The sequence below is a fragment of the Pseudomonas sp. WS 5410 genome, from assembly GCF_012985645.1.
Lineage (GTDB): Bacteria > Pseudomonadota > Gammaproteobacteria > Pseudomonadales > Pseudomonadaceae > Aquipseudomonas > Aquipseudomonas shahriarae.
Genome location: NZ_JAAQWS010000004.1, coordinates 97743 through 117128 on the forward strand (window position 1 = coordinate 97743; position 19386 = coordinate 117128).

A 19386-nucleotide genomic window follows, 5' to 3' on the forward strand; every position below is an offset into this window, starting at 1 on the left:
AAACCAGAAATATTTATCTATCGAGGCTTAAGAGGTCATTCATGAACACCTATCGACAGGATGTTTCGCAACAGGACACCCATAGCAAGGTGATCGGTTACCTGCTCTGGATCTTCGGTTTTACCGGGGCGCACCGCTTTTACTACGGCAAGCCGGTGACCGGGACGATCTGGTTCTTCACCTTTGGTTTGCTGGGTATTGGCTGGCTGATCGACCTGTTCCTTATCCCGGCGATGGACCGTGAAGCCGACCTGCGTTTTACCGCCGGGCCGATCGAGTACAACGTGGCCTGGATTCTTCTGACGTTTCTTGGGGTGTTTGGCTTGCACCGCATGTATCAGGGCAAATGGCTCACCGGCCTGTTGTATCTGGTAACGGGCGGCTTGTTCCTGGTCGGCGTGCTGTATGACTTCTGGACGCTGAATACGCAGGTTTCGATCCGCAATGCCGAGCGGCTGGGCGGGCGCTAAGCCTGGCTAGGCTCATGTGGGCACGGTCAAATGTGGGAGCTGGCTCCTACATTTTTGACCGTGCCCAGTTTAGAGCGGATCAGGCCTGGTAGCTGATCCGTCCATCCACCAGGGTGTAGCGCACAGTCGCCGGCAAGCTATGGCCGATGAATGGGCAGTTTTCACCCCGAGACAGCCACTGCTCGCCAGCCACGGTGGAGCTGGCCGGATCAAACAGCACCAGGTCCGCCGCAGAACCCACCGCCAGCTTGCCCGCCGGCAGGCGCAGCGCTTGGGCCGGACCTGAGCTCAGGCGTGCCAGCAGCGTTGGCAAGTCCAGCAACCCATCTTCCACCAGGGTCATCGCCAGCGGCAGCAGCAACTCGACGCTGCTGATCCCAGGCTCTGTCGCGCCAAATGGGGCCAGCTTGGCATCCCGCTCGTGGGGTTGGTGATGGCTGGAGATCGCCGAAACCACCCCGGACTTCACCGCTGCGCGCAAACCGTCGCGGTCGGCGCGGGTGCGCAGTGGCGGTTGCACGTGGTACAGGCTGGAGAAGTCGATCAACGCCTCATCGGTCAGAATCAACTGGTACAACGCCACATCGGCGGTCACCGGCAAGCCGCGGGCCTGGGCCTGGGCGATCAGGGCCACGCCCCGGGCGCTGGTCAGTTGGCTGAAGTGCGCACGCACCCCGCTTTGTTCCACCAGCAGCAGGTCACGGGCCAGGGCTACGGTTTCTGCGGTTTCCGGGATGCCTGCCAGGCCGAGGAAGCTGGCGGTAGGGCCTTCATGGGCCAGGCCGCCTTCAGCCAGGTCGTGGTCCTGGGAGTGGAAGATCACCGTCAGGTCGAAGGTGGCTGCGTATTCCAGGGCGCGGCACAGGGTGCGGGTGCTGCGGAAACTTTCCAGGCCATTGCCGAAGGCCACGCAACCCGCGTCGCGCAAGGCAATCAGCTCGGCCAGTTGTTCGCCATCCAGGCCTTTGCTCAGGGCGCCGATGGGGAACACTTTGCAATTGCCGGCCTCGCGGGCACGGTCGAGGATCAGCTCGGCCACGGCCGAGGTGTCCAGTACCGGCTTGGTCTGCGGCGGGCAGCACAGGCTGGTGACACCGCCGGCAGCGGCGGCGCGGGTTTCGCTGGCGATGCTGCCTTTGCGGCTGTAGCCCGGCTCGCGCAGGGCGACGTTCAGGTCTACCAGGCCGGGAGCAGCCACCAGGCCTTTGGCGTCGATGCTCTGAACCGGGCTGAAACCGCTGGGGGCGGCGCCAATGGCAATGATCTTGCCGGCTTCCAGGTGCAGATCAGTGACTTGATCCAGGCCGCTGGCCGGATCGATGACTCGGGCGCCGAGAATGCTGAGCTTCACTGGGCGTTCTCCTGCTCGAATTGACGTTGGGCGGTTTGCCCGCTCATGGCCATGGACAGCACGGCCATGCGTACGGCGATGCCGTAGGTAACCTGGTTGAGAATCACCGAGTGCGGCCCGTCGGCCACCGCCGACTCAATCTCCACCCCGCGGTTGATCGGGCCGGGGTGCATGACAATGGCATCCGGCTTGGCACCGGCCAGGCGCGCGGTGGTCAGGCCGAACAGGCGGTAGAACTCGCCTTCGCTGGGCAGCAGGCCACCGGCCATGCGCTCGCGTTGCAGGCGCAGCATGATCACCACGTCCACATCCTTCAGGCCCGTGGCCATGTCGGTGTAGACCTTCACCCCGTATTGCTCGATGCCTACCGGCAGCAGGGTTTTCGGTGCAATCACGCGGATATCCGGGCAGCCCAGGGTTTTCAGGGCCAGCATGTTCGAGCGCGCTACCCGCGAATGCAGGATATCGCCGACGATGGCCACCGAGAGGTTTTCAAAGCCACCCTTGTGCCGACGGATGGTAAGCATGTCGAGCATGCCCTGGGTCGGGTGGGCGTGGCGGCCATCGCCGCCGTTGATGATCGCCACCTGCGGGCACACGTGCTCGGCGATAAAGTGCGCCGCGCCCGAGTCGCCATGACGCACCACGAACATGTCGGCCGCCATGGCCTCCAGGTTACGCAGGGTGTCGAGCAGGGTTTCGCCCTTGCTCGCCGACGAGGTGGAGACGTTCAGGGTGATCACGTCGGCTGACAGGCGCTGGGCCGCCAGTTCGAAGGTGGTGCGGGTGCGCGTCGAGTTCTCGAAGAACACGTTGCAAATGGTTTTGCCGCGCAGCAGCGGGACTTTCTTCACCGCTCGGCCGCCGACTTCAAGGAACGAGTCGGCAGTGTCGAGGATTTCGGTGAGCAATTCGCGGGGCAGGCCGTCGAGGGACAGGAAGTGTTGCAGCTGGCCCTGAGCGTTGAGCTGCAGCGGGCGCTTGGCATCTAGAGGCGTCATCGCGGGGACTCTTTACAAGGCGGTTTAAAGGGCGAGGTCTTGCAGTTCGAGTTCGAGCGGCGTGGGACCGGACAATTTTACCCGCTGCTGGGCTGAAAGCGACAGGGTCGCGCCCACCACATCCGGGCTGATCGGCAGTTCGCCAGCCTCGAGGTCGAGCAGGCAGACCAGGGTGATGCTGGCCGGGCGGCCGTAGTCGAACAGCTCGTTCATGGCGGCCCGGATGGTGCGGCCGCTCATCAGCACGTCATCAATCAGCACCAGGTGCTGGCCTTCGATCTCGAACGGCAGGGCTGACGGGCGCACTTGCGGGTGCAGGCCGTTCTGGCTGAAGTCATCGCGGTAGAAGGACACGTCCAGGGTGCCCAGGGGCGAGTCACTGCCCAGCTCTTGCAGCAACGCCTGGGCGACCCACACACCGCCGGTGCGGATGCCGATGAAGCGCGGCTCGCTGATGGCGCGGTGTTGCAGGTGGGCCTTGAGGCGAATCGCCATCTGGCTGATCAGTTCGGCGGGATTGGGCAGGCTCATGGTGGCTCCTTCAAGGGCTCGGCCAGCGTGACGCTGACAAAGTCCGGGCTCAAACGTAAGAAGACGCGGCAAGCCGCGTCAGTCAGGATTCAAATAAAGCAGTGTTTTCATCCAGCCAGCCCTGCAACAGCAAGGCGGCGGCAATGGCGTCGACCGGGTTGTCGCGGTAGCTGCCTTTCTGCCCGCCACGGTCGCGGCGCTCACCCTTGGCCTCGAAGGTCGTCAGGCGCTCATCGTGGGTATAGAAGGGCAGGTTGTAGCGGCCATTGAGGCGACGGGCGAACTTCTCGGCGCGCAGGCACATGTCGCTGGGGGTGCCGTCCATGTTCAGCGGCAGGCCGACCACCACCGCGTCGGGCTTCCATTCCTTGATCAGGGCTTCGACCTGATTCCAGTCCGGAATGCCGTTTTGCGCCTTCAAGGTACACAGCTCGCGGGCCTGGCCGGTGATGACCTGGCCCACGGCCACGCCGATCTGCTTGGTGCCGTAGTCAAACCCGAGGATCAGTCGCAAGGCCATCAGGCGTGCCCCGCCTGGCTGGTCAGCAGGTTGAGGTTGACCCCCAACTGCTTGGCCGCGGCATTCAGGCGCAGTTCGCTGGCGGTATTGAACAGAATGTCGGCATCGAACGGGCAGGTCAGCCAGGCATTGTTGGCCAGTTCTTCTTCCAGTTGCCCGGCTTCCCAGCCCGCGTAGCCCAGGGTAATCAGGCTCTGCTGCGGGCCGACGCCATCGGCGATGGCAAACAGCACGTCCTGGGAGGTGGACAGCGACACGCCCTCCAGGTCGACAGTGGCCTGGAACGTCGGGCCGCTGGGATGCAGCACGAAACCCCGGTCCGTCTGCACCGGGCCGCCGAAATAGATCGGCACTGCCTGGCAACTGGCGGGCGGGTCGATCTCCGGGCGCAGTTGCTCAAGGATATCTGCCAGGTTCAGGCTTTGCGGGCGGTTGACCACCAGCCCCATGGCGCCATCGGCCGTGTGCTCGACGATATAGGTCAAGGTGTGCGCAAAGTTCGGGTCGGCCATATGGGGCATGGCGATCAGGAATTGGTGCTTGAGGTAAGTCGGGCTGACATTTTTCATGTCCGCTAGTGTGGCGTTGGAGGGGCGAACTGACAAGCTGGGGATGTGTAGGAATACGGTTAGCGGATTTGTTTCCCGTGTAGGCGCGAGCTTGCAGAGGTCAGTTGCTGGAAAGCCGGTCGCCTTTGGCAAAACGCCAGGTGCGGATGATTTCCAGGCGGTCGATATCGTTCAGGTCGCCGGTAAACGGGGCGAACGGTGCAGCCAGGCGCACGATGCGTTGCGCCGCCTGGTCCAGCAATGGCTGGCCGGAGGACTCCAGCACCAGCACTTCATACAGGGAGCCGTCGCGGTTGATCGACACCAGCAGGCGCAAGTTGCCGTAGATCTGCTGGCGACGGGCCTCGTCCGGGTAGTTCAAGTTGCCGATGCGCTCGACCTTCTTGCGCCATTCGTCCTTATACCAGGCGCCTTTGTCGCGCATGGTGGAGGCGGCATTGAGCCGGTAGATGCGCGGGCGCTTGGCGTACAGTTGTTGTTCGTTGGCCAGTTCGGCTTCCAGGCTGGAGATTTCGCTGGAAAGCTGCGAGCTGTCAAATGTGGGGGCGGGTTTGCTTGGCGTAGGCTCGGTCTTCACGGCTTCGCGCTGGGTCACGGCCTTCTGGGGTTTTGGCGCAACGGTGGCGACGGCGGCCTTGGGCGCGGCCTGCTTGACCTCAGGCTTGGCCGCTGGAGGCGGGGTGACCTTATTGATCTTGTTGTCCTGGAAGGGCGCCACTTCGGTGGTCTTGGGCACTGCCTTTTTATCCAGGGTGCCGCTGCCCTGCTGATTGTCCTGGGCCAGGAAGTCAGCCTTTTCGGGCTTTTTTTCACTTTTGAAGGTGGCGAGGGTGATTTCCAGGGTTTTGCTGATCTGTTGGGGTTCGACGAAGGTGAAGCCCAGGCCAAGGATCAACGCCAAATGAATCAGCGCTGCCAGGAACAGGGTAAATCCGAGCCGATCAGCCGGGCGTACGCCGCTATGGGTGAATTGGGGGGGCAGGTCGGACGGAAGCGTCATAACAGGAAAACCAACATCGCGCGTCTCACGGGTGGCGCATGATAGCGCAATGTTGGTTTACATCTGGCTGTTCTATGTCACTTGGCTTGTAGCTTGTCGGCAATCGCTGCCATGAGCATTTCGCCGATATTGGTGCCGAACGCGTTGTCTATTTCGCGGATACAGGTGGGACTGGTCACGTTGATTTCGGTCAGGTGCTCGCCAATTACGTCAAGGCCTACAAACAGCAGGCCCTTTTCCCGCAGGGTCGGGCCAACCTGGGCGGCGATCCAGCGGTCCTTGTCGCTCAGCGGTCGGGCTTCGCCACGACCACCGGCCGCGAGGTTGCCACGGGTCTCGCCGGCCGCCGGGATGCGTGCCAGGCAGTAATCCACCGGCTCGCCGTCGATCATCAGGATGCGCTTGTCGCCGTCCTTGATCGCTGGCAGGTAGGCCTGGCCCATGATCTGCTGGGTGCCGAGGGCGGTCAGGGTCTCAAGGATCACCGACAGGTTCGGGTCGCCCGCGCGGTGACGGAAGATCGAGGTGCCGCCCATGCCGTCCAGCGGCTTGAGGATCACATCGCCATGCTTGGCGGCAAATTCACGCAATACATCGGCGCGGCGGCTGACCACGGTCGGTGGCGTGCACTGCGGGAACAGGGTGGCGAACAGCTTTTCGTTGCAGTCGCGCAGGCTCTGCGGCTTGTTGACGATCAGCACGCCGGCGCGCTCGGCCTGCTCCAGCAGGTAGGTGGAGTAGACGAACTCCATGTCGAACGGCGGATCCTTGCGCATCAGGATCACGTCCAGGTCGCTCAGGGGGCTGTCGATCTCGTCTTGCAGCTCAAACCACTTCTCTGGGTTGGCGAACACCTGCAAGGGGCGCATCCGCGCCCGCGCCTCGCCGTCGCCCTGGTAAAGGTCGCGCTGCTCCATATAGAACAGGGTCCAGCCGCGGGCCTGGGCGGCGAGCAGCATGGCCAGCGAGCTATCCTTTTTATAGGAGATGCTGGCGATAGGGTCCATGACAATGCCGACGCGAACGCTCATGGGGAATTCCTCTAACAAATAAGGGCGCATAAAAGTGGCGTCAGAGTGGCGCTGCGGCTGTTGTGGGTCAAGGAAAAACCACCTTGCCGGTCGGCCGATAGATTGCCTTCCCAGTCTGTGCTAAAAAGGCTGCCATGGCGTGTCGGCCCTTGCACGGCAAGGGTTTTGGCGCTGGTCCCAGGCCGCACCCGGCAGTACACACCGAAAACCGATTCGCTGTGGCGATGGTAGAGCAGATATGGAACAGCATTCCAACGCCTTGAAAGTGATGGTGATCGACGATTCGAAAACGATTCGCCGCACCGCTGAAACGCTGTTGAAGAACGTGGGGTGCGAAGTCATCACGGCCATCGACGGTTTTGATGCCCTGGCCAGGATCGTTGACCATCACCCGCACATTATCTTTGTCGACATCATGATGCCGCGCCTGGATGGCTATCAGACCTGCGCCCTGGTCAAGAACAACCCGGCGTTCAAGGCCATTCCGGTGATCATGCTCTCGTCCAGGGACGGCCTGTTCGACAAAGCCAAGGGGCGCATCGTCGGCGTCGATCAATTTTTGACCAAGCCTTTCAGCAAGGAAGAACTGCTGAGTGCGATCAAGGCCTATGTGCCGGGTTTCGCTGCAGTAGAACAAGCACATTGACCCAGCCCCCGGGGCTTGCGTCAACCAATGTAGTGGGGAAAACCATGGCACGTGTTCTGATCGTCGACGATTCGCCGACTGAAATGTACAAACTGACCGGCATGCTGGAAAAGCACGGTCACCAGGTCCTCAAGGCCGAAAACGGTGCCGATGGCGTCGCCCTGGCCCGCCAGGAGAAGCCCGACGCCGTCTTGATGGATATCGTCATGCCCGGCCTCAATGGCTTCCAGGCTACGCGCCAATTGTCCAAGGAGCCGGAAACCAGCGGTATCCCGATCATCATCGTCACCACCAAGGACCAGGAAACCGACAAGATCTGGGGCGCGCGCCAAGGGGCCAAGGCATACCTGACCAAGCCGGTGGAAGAAGACAAGCTGATTGAAGTCCTGAACGCGGTGCTCAAACCCTGACGGCACGTTCCCATGACCGAGTCGCAAACCGCCTTTGAGCTGCTGCTGGACATCGATCGCCGCTGCCGCCTGCTGGCCGCTGATTTGCCGTCCCAGGAAACCCGGTCGCACAGCTGGAGCGGCATCGGCTTTCGCCTGGGCGGGCACTGGTATGTGGCGCCCATGGGCGAAGTCGCCGAGGTGCTGCATGAACCGCGCTGCACCTTGATGCCGGGGGTCAAGCCCTGGGTCAGGGGCGTGGCCAACCTGCGCGGGCGCTTGCTGCCGGTGATCAACCTGTGTGGGTTTTTCGGCTATGAGCTGTCGGCGGCGCGCAAGCAGCGCCGGGTGCTGGTGATCGAGCACGAAGACACCTTTGTCGGCCTGCTGGTGGATGAAGTGGTCGGCCTGCAACACTTTGCCCAGGACCTGCTGCTTCCGGCATCGGCCAGCGTGCCCGCCGCCAGCGCCGCGTTTATCCAAGGCCAGTTCAGCGGCGACCCGCTGTGGCAGGTCTTCAGCCCCTTCGCCCTGGCCCAGGCCCCGGGCTTTCTGGATGTTGCCGCATGAGCACCGCCACCCCCGTCAAACCGCAGGAAGCCTCCCGTAGCCGTTCGCAGATCATCGTGCTGTTTATCGCGCTGATCATCTTCATCATGCTGCTGTTCGCCAACTTCGCGTACCTCAACACCCAGTCCACCTACGACAAGCAGTACATCGGCCACGCCGGCGAGCTGCGGGTGCTGTCCCAGCGCATTGCCAAGAACGCCACGGAGGCCGCCGCCGGCAAGGCCGCCGCGTTCAAGCTGCTGAGTGAGGCGCGCAATGATTTTGCCCAGCGCTGGGGTTACCTGAAAAAAGGCGACCCGGCCACCGGCCTGCCCGCTGCACCCGCTGCCGTGCGCAGCGAAATGCGCGCCGTGCAGCATGACTGGGAAGCCTTGCTGAAGAACACCGACGTGATCCTGGCCAGCGAGCAGACGGTGCTGTCCCTGCATCAAGTGGCGGCGACCCTGGCCGAAACCGTGCCGCAATTACAGATCGAGTCGGAAAAGGTCGTCGAGATCCTGCTGCAACGCGGCGCGCCCGCCAGCCAGGTGGCGGTGGCCCAGCGCCAGTCGCTATTGGCCGAGCGCATCCTGGGAGCGGTCAACACGGTGCTGGCGGGAGATGACACGGCGGTCAAGGCCGCCGACGCCTTTGGCCGCGACGCCAACCGTTTTGGCCAAGTCCTGGCCGGTATGCTCCAGGGCAGTGCCGGCCTGAAGATCAGCGAGGTGCAAGACTCGGACGCCCGGGCGCGCCTGGCGGAAATTGCCGAGCTGTTCGAGTTTGTCTCCGGCTCCGTGGATGAAATCCTCGAAACCTCGCCACAACTGTTCCAGGTGCGCGCCTCGGCGAGCAACATCTTCAGCCTCTCGCAGACCCTGCTCGATGAAGCCTCGCAACTGGCCACCGGCTTTGAAAACCTGGCCGGCGGGCGCACCCTCGACACCATCGGCGGCTATGCCCTGGGCTTGCTGGCGCTGGCCTCGATTATCCTGATCGGCCTGGTGATGGTGCGCGAGACCAATCGTCAGTTGCGCGAAACCGCCGAGAAAAACGAACGCAATCAGAACGCGATCATGCGCCTGCTGGACGAAATCGAAGACCTGGCCGACGGCGACCTCACCGTGACCGCCTCGGTGACCGAAGACTTTACCGGCACCATCGCCGATTCCATCAACTACTCGGTGGACCAGTTGCGCGACCTGGTGGCGACCATCAACCTCACCGCCGGTGAAGTGGCCGGTGCGGTGCAGGAAACCCAGGCCACCGCCATGCACCTGGCCCAGGCCTCGGAGCACCAGGCCCAGCAGATCGCCGAAGCTTCCACGGCGATCAACCAGATGGCCCAATCCATCGACCAGGTATCGGCCAACGCCGCCGAGTCCTCGGCCGTGGCCGAACGTTCGGTGGAGATTGCCAACAAGGGCAACGAGGTGGTGCACAACACCATCCACGGCATGGACAACATCCGCGAACAGATTCAGGACACTGCCAAACGCATCAAGCGCCTGGGGGAATCGTCCCAGGAAATTGGCGATATTGTCAGCCTGATCGACGATATCGCCGACCAGACCAACATCCTTGCCCTCAACGCCGCGATCCAGGCGAGCATGGCCGGTGACGCCGGGCGCGGCTTTGCGGTGGTGGCCGACGAGGTGCAGCGCCTGGCCGAGCGCTCGTCGGCCGCCACCCGGCAGATCGAGAACCTGGTGCGGGCGATCCAGACCGACACCAATGAAGCCGTGATTTCCATGGAGCAGACCACCACCGAAGTGGTGCGCGGCGCGCGGCTGGCCCAGGACGCCGGGGTGGCCCTGGAAGAAATCGAAGGGGTGTCCAAGACCCTGGCCGCGCTGATCCAGAGCATCTCCAACGCGGCGCAGCAGCAAACCTCGTCGGCGGGGCAGATCTCCCTGACCATGAACGTGATCCAGCAGATCACCAGCCAAACCTCATCGGGCTCCACGGCCACCGCCGAAAGCATTGGCAACCTGGCCAAAATGGCCAGCCAGTTGCGCCGCTCGGTATCGGGCTTCACCTTGCCGCCCGTGCGCAAGACCGATGAATGACATGCCCCCCCAAAACCACCGCAATCTAAATGTGGGAGCGGGCTTGCTCGCGAAAGCGGTGTATCAGTCACCTAATGTGCCGACTGACCCAGCGCTTTCGCGAGCAAGCCCGCTCCCACATGGATTCTCACTTTTCACCCATTCAGACGGGAGTCGTTATGGTTGACCGGCACGACTACGTCGCCCTCGAATGGGTCAAGGGCGAGATCGCCGACACCCTGAAGCAGGCCCGTGCGGCACTGGACGCCTTTGCCGACGATGCCAGCGAGCAAGCCCTCGCGCAGTGCCTGGAGGGCATTCATCAGGTCCACGGCGCCCTGCAGATGGTCGAGTTCTACGGCGCGGCACTGCTCGCCGAAGAAATGGAGCACCTGGCCCAGGCCCTGCAAGCCGAGCACGTCAGCCAGCGCGAAGAAGGCATCCGCCTGCTGCAACAGGCCCTCGGGCAACTGCCGTTGTACCTGGACCGTGTGCACAGCGCCCGGCGCGACCTGCCCCTGGTAGTGTTGCCGCTGCTCAACGACCTGCGCAGCGTGCACGGCAAAAGCCTGCTCTCGGAAACCAGCCTGTTCAGCCCGCAACTGCTGGTGATCGCCCCGCTGTCCGATGACGCCCTGGCCCAGCGGGCACCGGCGGACTTTGCCGAGCAACTGCAGCACTGGCGGCAAATGCTGCAACAGGGCCTGGCCGGGCTGCTGCGTGAAGATCACGGCCCGAGCAACTTGGAAGACATGGCACGGGTCTTCGCCCAACTGGAAGCACTGTGTCATGGCGCGCCATTGCTGCCGTTGTGGCAAGTCACCTCGGCGCTGGCCGAAGGCATGCTCACTGGGGTGATCGCCAATAGCCCGGCATTGCGCAGCCTGCTCAAGAGCTGCGACAAGGTGCTCAAGCGCCTGCAAACCCAGGGCATCGAAGGGATCAACAGCCCGGCGCCGGACCAGTTGCTCAAGAGCCTGCTGTTTTATATCGCCAAAGTCACCCGGCCGACGCCGCGCATGCAAAGCCTCAAGGAACGCTACGGCCTGGATGAAGCCTTGCCCGACAGCACCGTGGTTGATGCCGAGCGCGCGCGCCTGGCCGGGCCGGACCGCAATGCCATGGGCTCGGTGCTCGGCGCGTTGTGTGAGGAGTTGGTACGGGTCAAGGAACGCCTGGACCTGTTTGTGCGCAGCGACCGCCAGCACATCGCGGACCTCGACAGCCTGTTGGCGCCCTTGCGCCAGATCGCCGATACCCTGGCGGTGCTTGGCTTTGGCCAGCCGCGCAAAGTCATCATCGACCAGTTGGCGGTGGTCCAGGGCCTGGCCCAGGGGCAGCGCGAGCCCAACGACGCGGTGTTGATGGATGTCGCCGGGGCCCTGCTTTATGTCGAAGCGACCCTGGCCGGGATGGTCGGCACTGTCGAGCCGCAAAACCGTGAAGACAGCCGCCTGCCCACCACCGACCTGACCCAGATCCACCAGTTGGTGATCAAGGAGTCGTGCCAGTGCCTCAAGCAGGCGCGGGAGCTGATCATCGACTGCCTTGAGGCGCAATGGGATACACAACGCCTGGAATCCCTGCCAGAGCTGCTGACCCAGGTGCGTGGCGCCCTGGCAATGATTCCGCTGCCCCGTGCGGCGAGCCTGATGCGTGGTTTTAATGACTACGTGGATGAGCAGTTGATGGTCCAGGACACTGCGCCCTCTGCGGCACAACTCGAGCATCTTGCCGACGTGCTCACCAGCCTGGAGCACTACCTCGAACGCATGCTCCAGGATCCGGATGCGCCCGGCGAACGTGTCTTGGACATCGCTTACGAAGGCCTCGCGGCGCTGGGTTACGCGCCGCTGCAGGCCCAGCAGACCTGGCGCCAGGAGCGCTCGGCGTTGAGCGATGAAACCACGGATAACACCCAGACGCTGGCACAGGCGCTCGCCAGCCCGACGCCGCGCCTCAACCCGCCGGCACTGCAACGCCCGGGCAGCCTGTTGCCGCCACCGGCCGACGAAGAGTCGGTGGATGATGAACTGCGCGAAGTGTTCCTGGAAGAAACCGCCGAAGTGCTGGAAGTACTGCAGCGCTTGATACCCCAAGGCGCTGCCAGCCTCGAAGACAAGACCGCCCTGAGCGATATGCGCCGTGCCTTCCATACTCTCAAGGGCAGTGGGCGCATGGTGCGAGCCCTGGTGCTGGCGGAGCTGGCGTGGGCCGTGGAAAACCTGCTGAACCGCGTGCTCGAGCGGGTGGTCGCGCCGGGTGCCGAGGTCCAGGCCGTACTGGATGATGTGCTGGTGCTCTTGCCGGCGCTGATCGCCGAGTTCGCCGCTGACGCCCAGCGCCAGCGCGATGATGTCGACCTGCTTGCCGCGCGCGCCCATGCCCTGGCCAGTGGCGCTCCGTTACCCGAAGCCATGGAGCCGGACGACAGCGCACTCGACCCGCTGCTGCTGGAAATTTTCCGCAACGAAGCGCAGAGCCACCTGGACAGCCTCAACCAGTTTTTGCACCAGGCCACCGAACAGATGCCGCTGCCCGTCAGCGATGAGTTGCAACGCGCCCTGCATACCCTCAAGGGCAGCGCCTACATGGCGGGGGTGCTGCCCATCGCCGAACTGGCGCGGCCGTTGGACCACCTGACCCGTGAATACAAGGCCCATCGCTTGCCGTTGGACCTGGATGAAATCGAACTGCTGCTGGAGGGCGAAGCCTTGTTCCAGCGCGGCCTGCGCCAGTTGGACAGCGATCCTCTGGTGCCCATCAACGGCGCGGCCGACTTGATCAAGCGCACCCAGGCGCACCTCGACAGCCATCTCGAAGCGGTGCTCAATGCGCCGAGCGCCGGCCTGCGGGTCAAGCGCGACCCACACTTGATCAGCAACTTCCTGGCCCAGGGCATGGACATCCTGCTCGACGCCGAAAGCCTGCTGCGGCGCTGGCAGCAACACCCTGGCGAGCGCCAGGAACTCAGCGCATTGCTGGACGAGCTGACCACCCTGGGCGAGGGCGCGCACCTGGCCGACCTGCACCCGATGGATGAGCTGTGCGAAGCCTTGCTCGACCTCTATGGCGCAGTGGAAGAGAGCAGCCTGGCGGTCAGCGAGCGGTTTTTCCAGGAGGCCGAGCAGGCCCATGAAGCCCTGATCAACATGCTCGACCAACTGGCCGCCGGCCAGGAAGTCAGCCCGGCACCGGCGCGCATGAAAGCCTTGCGCGAGTTGCTCGATGAAGGGCTGGACCCCAGCGCCACCGGCCTGATCAAAACCGACGGCAGCCGCGCATTGAGCATTGCCGAACTGGGTGCGGCCACCACGCAGTTGCAACAGGACTGGGCGGTGGACGATGAAATCGTCGAGATTTTCCTTGAGGAAGCGGTGGATATCCTCGACAGCGCCGGGCAATCCCTCAAGCGCTGGTTGCTGGAGCCCGACGGCGTGGCGCCGCTGTCGTCCCTGCAACGGGACCTGCATACCCTGCGCGGCGGCGCGCGCATGGCCGAAATCGGCCCGGTGGGCGATCTGGCCCAGGAACTGGAAAGCCTTTACGAGGGCCTGGTGGACCGGCGCTACAGCTACTCCGGTGAAATAGCGCAAGTGTTGATGGACAGCCACGAACACCTGGCCTTGCAGTTGGAGCAGTTGCAAGAGCAGCAACCCCTGAGCGACTCCAACGCCCTGATCAGCCGCTTGCGCGAGGTGCGCCAGAACGCTGCGCCCGTCGCGGCGCCCACTGCACCCGAGGCGCAGGGGGCCGGCAGTGATCCCGAGCTGCTGGATATCTTTCTTGAAGAAGCGGCCGACATCCTCGACAGCTCCGGCGCCGCGCTGTTGCGCTGGCAGGCCGAGCCCCAGGGCCGTCAGGAAGTCGAGACCCTGCTGCGCGACCTGCACACCCTCAAGGGCGGCGCGCGCATGGTCGAAATCGGCCCGATCGGTGACCTGGCCCATGAGCTGGAGTTTCTCTACGAAGGCCTGTCGGCGGGCTTGCTGGCGCCCACCAGCGAGCTGTTCGCGCTGCTGCAAGGCTGCCATGACCGTCTGGCGCAGATGGTCGAGGCGGTGGCGGCGGGGTTGCCGGTCGGCTCGGTGGAACGCCTGATCGAACGCATCAAAAGCCTGGTCCAGCCCAGCGAAGACCAGGCGGTACCGGTCGCCATGGTCGCCAGCAAACCGGAAGCGCCGGCAGCCAGCGAGCCGGGCGCGGACATGGTGAAAATCTCTGCCGAGCTGCTGGATGATCTGGTCAACCTGGCCGGTGAAACCTCGATTTTCCGTGGGCGTATCGAGCAGCAGGTCAACGATGCCCGCGCCGCCCTCAGCGAGGTGGAAACCACCATCGAGCGTATGCGCGACCAACTGCGCCGCCTCGATACCGAGACCCAGGGGCGCATCCTCAGCCGTCAGCACGCCGAAACCGAGCGCCTGGGCTACGAAGAGTTCGACCCGCTGGAAATGGATCGTCATTCCCAGTTGCAACAGTTGTCCCGTGCGTTGTCCGAGTCAGCCTCGGACCTGCTGGACCTCAAGGAGACCCTCGACCAGCGTAACCAGGACGCGCAAAACCTGTTGCAGCAACAGGCGCGGATCAACACCGAGTTGCAAGAGGGCCTGATGCGCACGCGCATGGTGCCGTTCGAGCGCATGCTGCCGCGCCTCAAGCGTATCGTGCGGCAAGTGGCCGGCGAGCTGGGCAAGGACGTGGAATTCGTGGTCGGCAATGCCGAGGGCGAGATGGACCGCAACGTGCTGGAACGCATGGCTGCGCCCCTGGAACATATGCTGCGCAACGCCGTCGACCATGGCCTGGAATCGCGGGATGCGCGGTTGTTGGCGGGCAAGCCGGAGAAGGGCCGGATCACCCTGGACCTGAGCCACGAAGGCGGCGACATCATCTTCGACATGCGTGACGACGGTGCGGGCGTGCCTCTGGATGCGGTGCGGCGCAAGGCGATCAAGCGCGGCCTGCTGGACCCGGAGATGGAGATCAGCGACCGCGACGTGTTGCAGTTCATCTTGCAGCCGGGCTTTTCCACCGCCGAAAAAATCACCCAGATTTCCGGGCGCGGCGTGGGCATGGACGTGGTGCATGAAGAAGTGCGCCAACTGGGCGGCAGTATGGTGATCGACTCCACGCCGGGGCAGGGCGTGCACTTTCGCATTCGCCTGCCGTTTACCGTGTCGGTCAACCGGGCATTGATGGTGCAGTGTTTTGAGGATCAGTACGCGATTCCGCTGAACACCATCCAGGGCCTGGTGCGCGTGCTGCCCAATGAGCTGGAAGGGCATTACCAACTGGACCCGCCGGTGTATGAATACGCCGGCCAGCACTACGAGTTGTATTACCTGGGCGAGTTGCTGCACACCGTGGCCCGGCCCAAGCTATTGGGGCAAAGCCAGCCGCTGCCGGTGCTGCTGATGCAGTGCAACGAGCGGTACATTGCGGTGCAGGTGGACGATATGGCCGGCACCCGGGAAATCGTGGTCAAGGGCCTCGGCCCGCAGTTTGCGGCGGTGCAGGGGCTGTCGGGGGCGACCATCCTCGGCGATGGCCGGGTGGTGTTGATCATCGACCTGCTGGCGCATATCCGCGCCCTGGCCCCGGCCTTGCCGGCCCAGGCGGCGGACACCGCATTGGCGGTCAACGAGCCGCAGAAAAAACAGCGGTTGCTGGTGCTGGTGGTGGACGATTCGGTGACCGTACGCAAAGTCACTAGCCGCCTGCTGGAACGCAACGGCATGAACGTACTGACCGCCAAGGACGGCATCGACGCCATCGCCTTGCTTGAAGAACACACCCCCGACCTGATGTTGCTGGACATCGAAATGCCGCGCATGGATGGTTTTGAAGTGGCGATCCAGGTGCGCAACGACCCGCGGCTCGCGCGCCTGCCGATCATCATGATCACCTCGCGCACCGGCCAGAAACATCGCGACCGGGCCATGGCGATTGGCGTCAACGACTACCTTGGCAAGCCCTATCAAGAGTCGGTGTTGCTCGAAAGCATCGCCTACTGGAGCCCGAAACATGCTTGACCACCGCACCAGTCAACTCACCGGCTTGCTGCTGCCCCTGGCCGACCGCCACCTGCTGCTGCCCAACGTGGCGGTGGCCGAGCTGATCGACTTCCAGCGCGGCGAACCGGCCAGCGACGCCCCGCCGTGGTACCTGCGGCCAGTGACCTGGCGCGACCAGCAACTGCCCCTGATCAGCTTTGAAGCGGCCTGCGGTGGCACCAGCGTCGTCAGCGAACGCGCACGAATCGTCGTGCTCAACGCCCTGGGCGGGCGCCCGACATTGAAGTTTATTGCGCTGGTGATCCAGGGCATTCCCCGCTCGTACAAGCTCGACAGCCAGTTGAGCTATGTGGACGTCCCCCTGTCGCCGCTGGAACTGGCGGCGGTACAGGTCGGCGAGCATGTGGCGAAAGTGCCGGACCTGATGGGGCTGGAAGCGCTGCTGGTCGAAGCTGGCCTGGCCTGAACCCCCGTTCTCAGCACCTCTGAAGACCCAATGTGTGGAGACCTCCCACAGCTAGCTGCGCACGAAAGCTTGAAGCAGGCCGTAATCGTTCAGATCGGCTGCGCGCAGTGCCTGGATGTAGCGCATACGGACTTCATTGGCGGCGATCAGGTTAGCGCTTCCCCAGGAGAAAAGTGCGAGCCCTTGTTGTCTGAGCAGGCAGTCAGCCATCAAGCGCGCGTGGCGACCGTTGCCATTGGGGAATGGGTGCAGTGAAACCAGTTGGTGATGGAAGCGGACAGCAACCTCTTCGCACGGGAATACATCGTGTTCCAGCCAATACGTTGTGTTGTCTAGAAGGTGACGTAGGTTGACTGAAATCTTCGTCCAGTCGCAGCCGATATTTTTGTCGGAGTGCCTGAATGTCCCAGCCCATTTCCATGTATCACTGAACATTCTGACTTGGAGTTGACGGCAGAAATATTCATTCAAGACATCAAGCTTGTTTTGTCGCCCCAGCCAGCGCATTGCCTTGAGGATGTTTGCAGCTTCCCATTCATCCAGCTCGCCTTGGGTGGTGATGTGCCTAGGCTTGAGCCCTGCTACTTCGTCGGGATCCAGGGGTGTTTGGCCGGGTTTCAGCTCAAGTACTATCGCCACAATCGAGCCCATGAGCCGCGGAGCAATTCCATACGGCGAGCGGCCACCTGACGCTCGACGAACGTATCTGACGGGCGCTGGTTTTCGAGGCCCATCGTATGAGCGACACCCATCACTTCTTGCCTGGCCAGTACCTCGGCGCGCGCCTGCACCATCTCGCGCAGCGGTTTTCTTGGCACCAGAGCGTAAACAAGCTCACAGTCCAGACCTGCCGCCAACTTACGCAACTGGGCGAGTGTGATGCGATCATCGGCTTCGGCCTGCTCCGACTGCTGCAACGTCGCAAAGGCAACGCCAAGCAGGGCTGCCTGGGACCTCAGCGATCGGCCCAATGATTCTCTGATCGAGCGCAGCCATCCTCCAGGCGGGGTGGATTTACCGCTTAGTGTTTCAAACGGCTCCAGGGCCTTTTCTACTTGGGCAAGGCGCAGTTCGTTGAGTGAGGAGGAGGTCATGGGGGCACCCGTATTTGCCTATCAGATGTTCACACCGCGAAATTGCGGATGTGTTTGCATCGTTGATCTTAATTTATCGAATGCCTATAGGCATACATTTTAAGGCTATATGTATGCCTATAGGCAGTCAATATTGAATGTTTTGTATGTCTATAGGCATTCATTTTTAGTGTGGGCAAGAGGGTTCGGATACAAAAGGCTAGTGAGGCGATGTCCGAGCAACAACCCCCAAAACCTGTAGGAATGATCGTGCGGCATGATGCCTTCAGATTTTTCCCGCACGTTTACGCGCCGCCCATGAACTTGTCGCTCGCTGCCTTCGCGCCTAGGCTTGGTCGGTCATCGCAAAAAACGGTGACACGGACGTGCAAGTCCGGTTACATATCGGCGCACTAACGCCCATAGCCCTTCAACGGGCGTTTTTTATGCCTGCTGTGCTTGTTATGGCGGCTGTGCGTGGGAGACCTTCGGGTCTGCCGGGGTCCGATATGCCCGGTCTTGCACACCTGCGCACAGCTGCCACCCGATTTGCGTGCAAGCAAGCGGTGTAAGTCTCCTTCACATATCGGAGATGTTCACCATGATCAAACCCACCCCCAACCCACCTACCTCATCCAGTATCTTCACCGTCAACCCACACCAGAACACCGAAACCCTGCTGGTCAACGCCAGCGAAACCCTCGCCTCCCTCAACGCCCTGGCCTTTGAGCTCAACGGCGCCCAGCGCGGCGTACTCCTGGCTATCCAACAAATGACCGAACTGGGCCAAATGCTGGTCGAGCGTGCGCTGGAGCAAATATCGCCTGCGGCCGCTGCGTAAAACTTGATCAGTCCCAGAAAGGGACCGTTCGTTCCCTTTTTGGGACTGATGCCTGCTCGGGTAAAGCCCCACGTAAACCCGCCGATAACCCGAGGAGTCTTTCGGTGGAAGCAACAACACAATGTGGCTATTTGACGTATTTGCCTGGCTGTACAACCTCACCCCGTTTACCGGTGCTTTGCTGTTGTGGTTCCTGGTGTTGGTGCTCACTGCCTGCGCGACGATGAAGTACCCGACACGGCGCGGCAAGCTCGTAGGCTTCGGGATTTCGGTGGTGGGCGCGGTGTTTATTCTGGGGTACCTGGAAACCCTCGTGCTTAGCGACACAGGCAAAGAAATCAAGGAGGTTGTGAAAAACCTGGTGGTCATGAGCCTGGGCGGTTTGGGTTCGGGCCTGCTTGCGGTGGCCATATCGGACGGACCGAGCAAGGCCGAAATTGAACAGACCCGCGCAAGCATCCGGAACTGGGGCCTGACGGTCTTTGAATACCTGTTCGTGTTTATCCTGGTGTGTTCACTGGTGTTGGCTGCTATCTGCCTGCTCTTGTGGCTCCTGGATTGGCCCGTGGTGTCGGGGCAGGAAGTCACTGGCCTGTTGCTGGCTTTCCTGGGCGCAGCGTCGGGCTGTGCGATCGTCTCCTATCTGCGTCGGTTGATGAAGTGGGAACAGTTGGGCGTGGCCGTGTTGTTTGGGCTGTTGCTGTTTCTGCTGCCCGTGTACGTGCAGGCGATTTGGGGGCTGGTGAGCTGGAGCCTGGCGGCGGTGCTGGGGTTCCATGGCGTAGCCGGCATTGCGATGGGCTGGACCGTGTGGCGCCAGCGCAGGGAATGGCGGCGCTCCTGACCGTTACTCCAACCGTAACAGTCCACCACCGAGCTTGATT

The 19386-nt window shown here is 62.7% G+C and carries 18 protein-coding genes; 9 read left to right on the forward strand and 9 right to left on the reverse strand.

The genetic code is table 11. The annotated features are described in order from the left end of the window. Window positions 1-41: 41 nt before the first annotated feature. Window positions 42-470, forward strand: coding sequence for a TM2 domain-containing protein (locus tag HBO24_RS08055; protein WP_057440372.1), 429 nt, complete (start codon window positions 42-44; stop codon window positions 468-470). Window positions 471-549: 79 nt separating this feature from the next. Here the strand turns inward: HBO24_RS08055 and HBO24_RS08060 are convergent, their stop codons facing one another. From HBO24_RS08060 to gshB, 7 genes are all read right to left on the reverse strand, one after another. Continuing rightward, window positions 550-1821, reverse strand: a complete 1272-nt coding sequence (locus HBO24_RS08060; protein ID WP_057440371.1) for a dihydroorotase — start codon at window positions 1819-1821, stop codon at window positions 550-552. Beyond that, on the reverse strand, window positions 1818-2822 hold the full coding sequence (locus HBO24_RS08065) for an aspartate carbamoyltransferase catalytic subunit (protein WP_057440370.1): 1005 nt from the start codon (window positions 2820-2822) through the stop codon (window positions 1818-1820). Before HBO24_RS08065 ends, HBO24_RS08060 begins: the two co-directional genes overlap by 4 nt. A gap of 24 nt (window positions 2823-2846) precedes the next feature. Then, complete coding sequence (gene pyrR / locus HBO24_RS08070; protein ID WP_057444186.1) at window positions 2847-3353, reverse strand: bifunctional pyr operon transcriptional regulator/uracil phosphoribosyltransferase PyrR; 507 nt, start codon at window positions 3351-3353, stop codon at window positions 2847-2849. A gap of 82 nt (window positions 3354-3435) precedes the next feature. Beyond that, complete coding sequence (gene ruvX, locus HBO24_RS08075; RefSeq protein WP_005792259.1) at window positions 3436-3873, reverse strand: Holliday junction resolvase RuvX; 438 nt, start codon at window positions 3871-3873, stop codon at window positions 3436-3438. Then, window positions 3873-4442 (reverse strand): YqgE/AlgH family protein, encoded by a 570-nt coding sequence (locus tag HBO24_RS08080; RefSeq protein WP_057440369.1) that lies wholly within the window; start codon window positions 4440-4442, stop codon window positions 3873-3875. Before HBO24_RS08080 ends, ruvX begins: the two co-directional genes overlap by 1 nt. Window positions 4443-4542: 100 nt before the next feature. Then, window positions 4543-5442, reverse strand: a complete 900-nt coding sequence (locus HBO24_RS08085) for an energy transducer TonB (protein ID WP_115129202.1) — start codon at window positions 5440-5442, stop codon at window positions 4543-4545. Between the two features lie 77 nt (window positions 5443-5519). After that, on the reverse strand, window positions 5520-6473 hold the full coding sequence (gshB, locus tag HBO24_RS08090) for a glutathione synthase (protein WP_029300457.1): 954 nt from the start codon (window positions 6471-6473) through the stop codon (window positions 5520-5522). A 238-nt stretch (window positions 6474-6711) separates the two neighbouring features. On the opposite strand from gshB, the gene pilG reads away from it, so the two are divergent. The 6 genes from pilG to HBO24_RS08120 all read left to right on the forward strand — a co-directional run bounded on the left by pilG (window position 6712) and on the right by HBO24_RS08120 (window position 16588). Beyond that, window positions 6712-7119, forward strand: coding sequence for a twitching motility response regulator PilG (pilG, locus tag HBO24_RS08095; RefSeq protein WP_032858786.1), 408 nt, complete (start codon window positions 6712-6714; stop codon window positions 7117-7119). A gap of 44 nt (window positions 7120-7163) precedes the next feature. Beyond that, a complete protein-coding gene (gene pilH, locus HBO24_RS08100) occupies window positions 7164-7529 on the forward strand; it encodes a twitching motility response regulator PilH (RefSeq protein ID WP_170059530.1) in 366 nt (121 codons plus the stop codon). Between the two features lie 12 nt (window positions 7530-7541). After that, window positions 7542-8078: a chemotaxis protein CheW gene (locus HBO24_RS08105; RefSeq protein ID WP_057960881.1), complete on the forward strand. Its 537-nt coding sequence runs from the start codon at window positions 7542-7544 to the stop codon at window positions 8076-8078. Then, window positions 8075-10126: a methyl-accepting chemotaxis protein gene (locus tag HBO24_RS08110; protein WP_057960880.1), complete on the forward strand. Its 2052-nt coding sequence runs from the start codon at window positions 8075-8077 to the stop codon at window positions 10124-10126. The genes HBO24_RS08105 and HBO24_RS08110 overlap by 4 nt, the downstream gene beginning before the upstream one ends. Window positions 10127-10284: 158 nt before the next feature. Then, window positions 10285-16140, forward strand: coding sequence for an Hpt domain-containing protein (locus HBO24_RS08115; RefSeq protein WP_170059531.1), 5856 nt, complete (start codon window positions 10285-10287; stop codon window positions 16138-16140). Then, complete coding sequence (locus HBO24_RS08120; RefSeq protein WP_057440365.1) at window positions 16133-16588, forward strand: chemotaxis protein CheW; 456 nt, start codon at window positions 16133-16135, stop codon at window positions 16586-16588. Before HBO24_RS08115 ends, HBO24_RS08120 begins: the two co-directional genes overlap by 8 nt. A 51-nt stretch (window positions 16589-16639) precedes the next feature. Here the strand turns inward: HBO24_RS08120 and HBO24_RS08125 are convergent, their stop codons facing one another. Further along, window positions 16640-17239, reverse strand: coding sequence for a mobile mystery protein B (locus HBO24_RS08125; protein WP_178124529.1), 600 nt, complete (start codon window positions 17237-17239; stop codon window positions 16640-16642). Continuing rightward, window positions 17218-17682 (reverse strand): mobile mystery protein A, encoded by a 465-nt coding sequence (locus tag HBO24_RS08130; protein ID WP_057440363.1) that lies wholly within the window; start codon window positions 17680-17682, stop codon window positions 17218-17220. The genes HBO24_RS08125 and HBO24_RS08130 overlap by 22 nt, the downstream gene beginning before the upstream one ends. A 580-nt stretch (window positions 17683-18262) precedes the next feature. On the opposite strand from HBO24_RS08130, the gene HBO24_RS08135 reads away from it, so the two are divergent. Next, window positions 18263-18502 carry a DUF6124 family protein gene (locus HBO24_RS08135; protein WP_170059532.1) on the forward strand — a complete coding sequence of 80 codons (240 nt, stop codon included), beginning with the start codon at window positions 18263-18265 and terminating at the stop codon, window positions 18500-18502. 121 nt (window positions 18503-18623) lie between these two features. After that, complete coding sequence (locus HBO24_RS08140; RefSeq protein ID WP_170059533.1) at window positions 18624-19346, forward strand: hypothetical protein; 723 nt, start codon at window positions 18624-18626, stop codon at window positions 19344-19346. The last annotated feature ends 40 nt before the right edge of the window (window positions 19347-19386 follow it).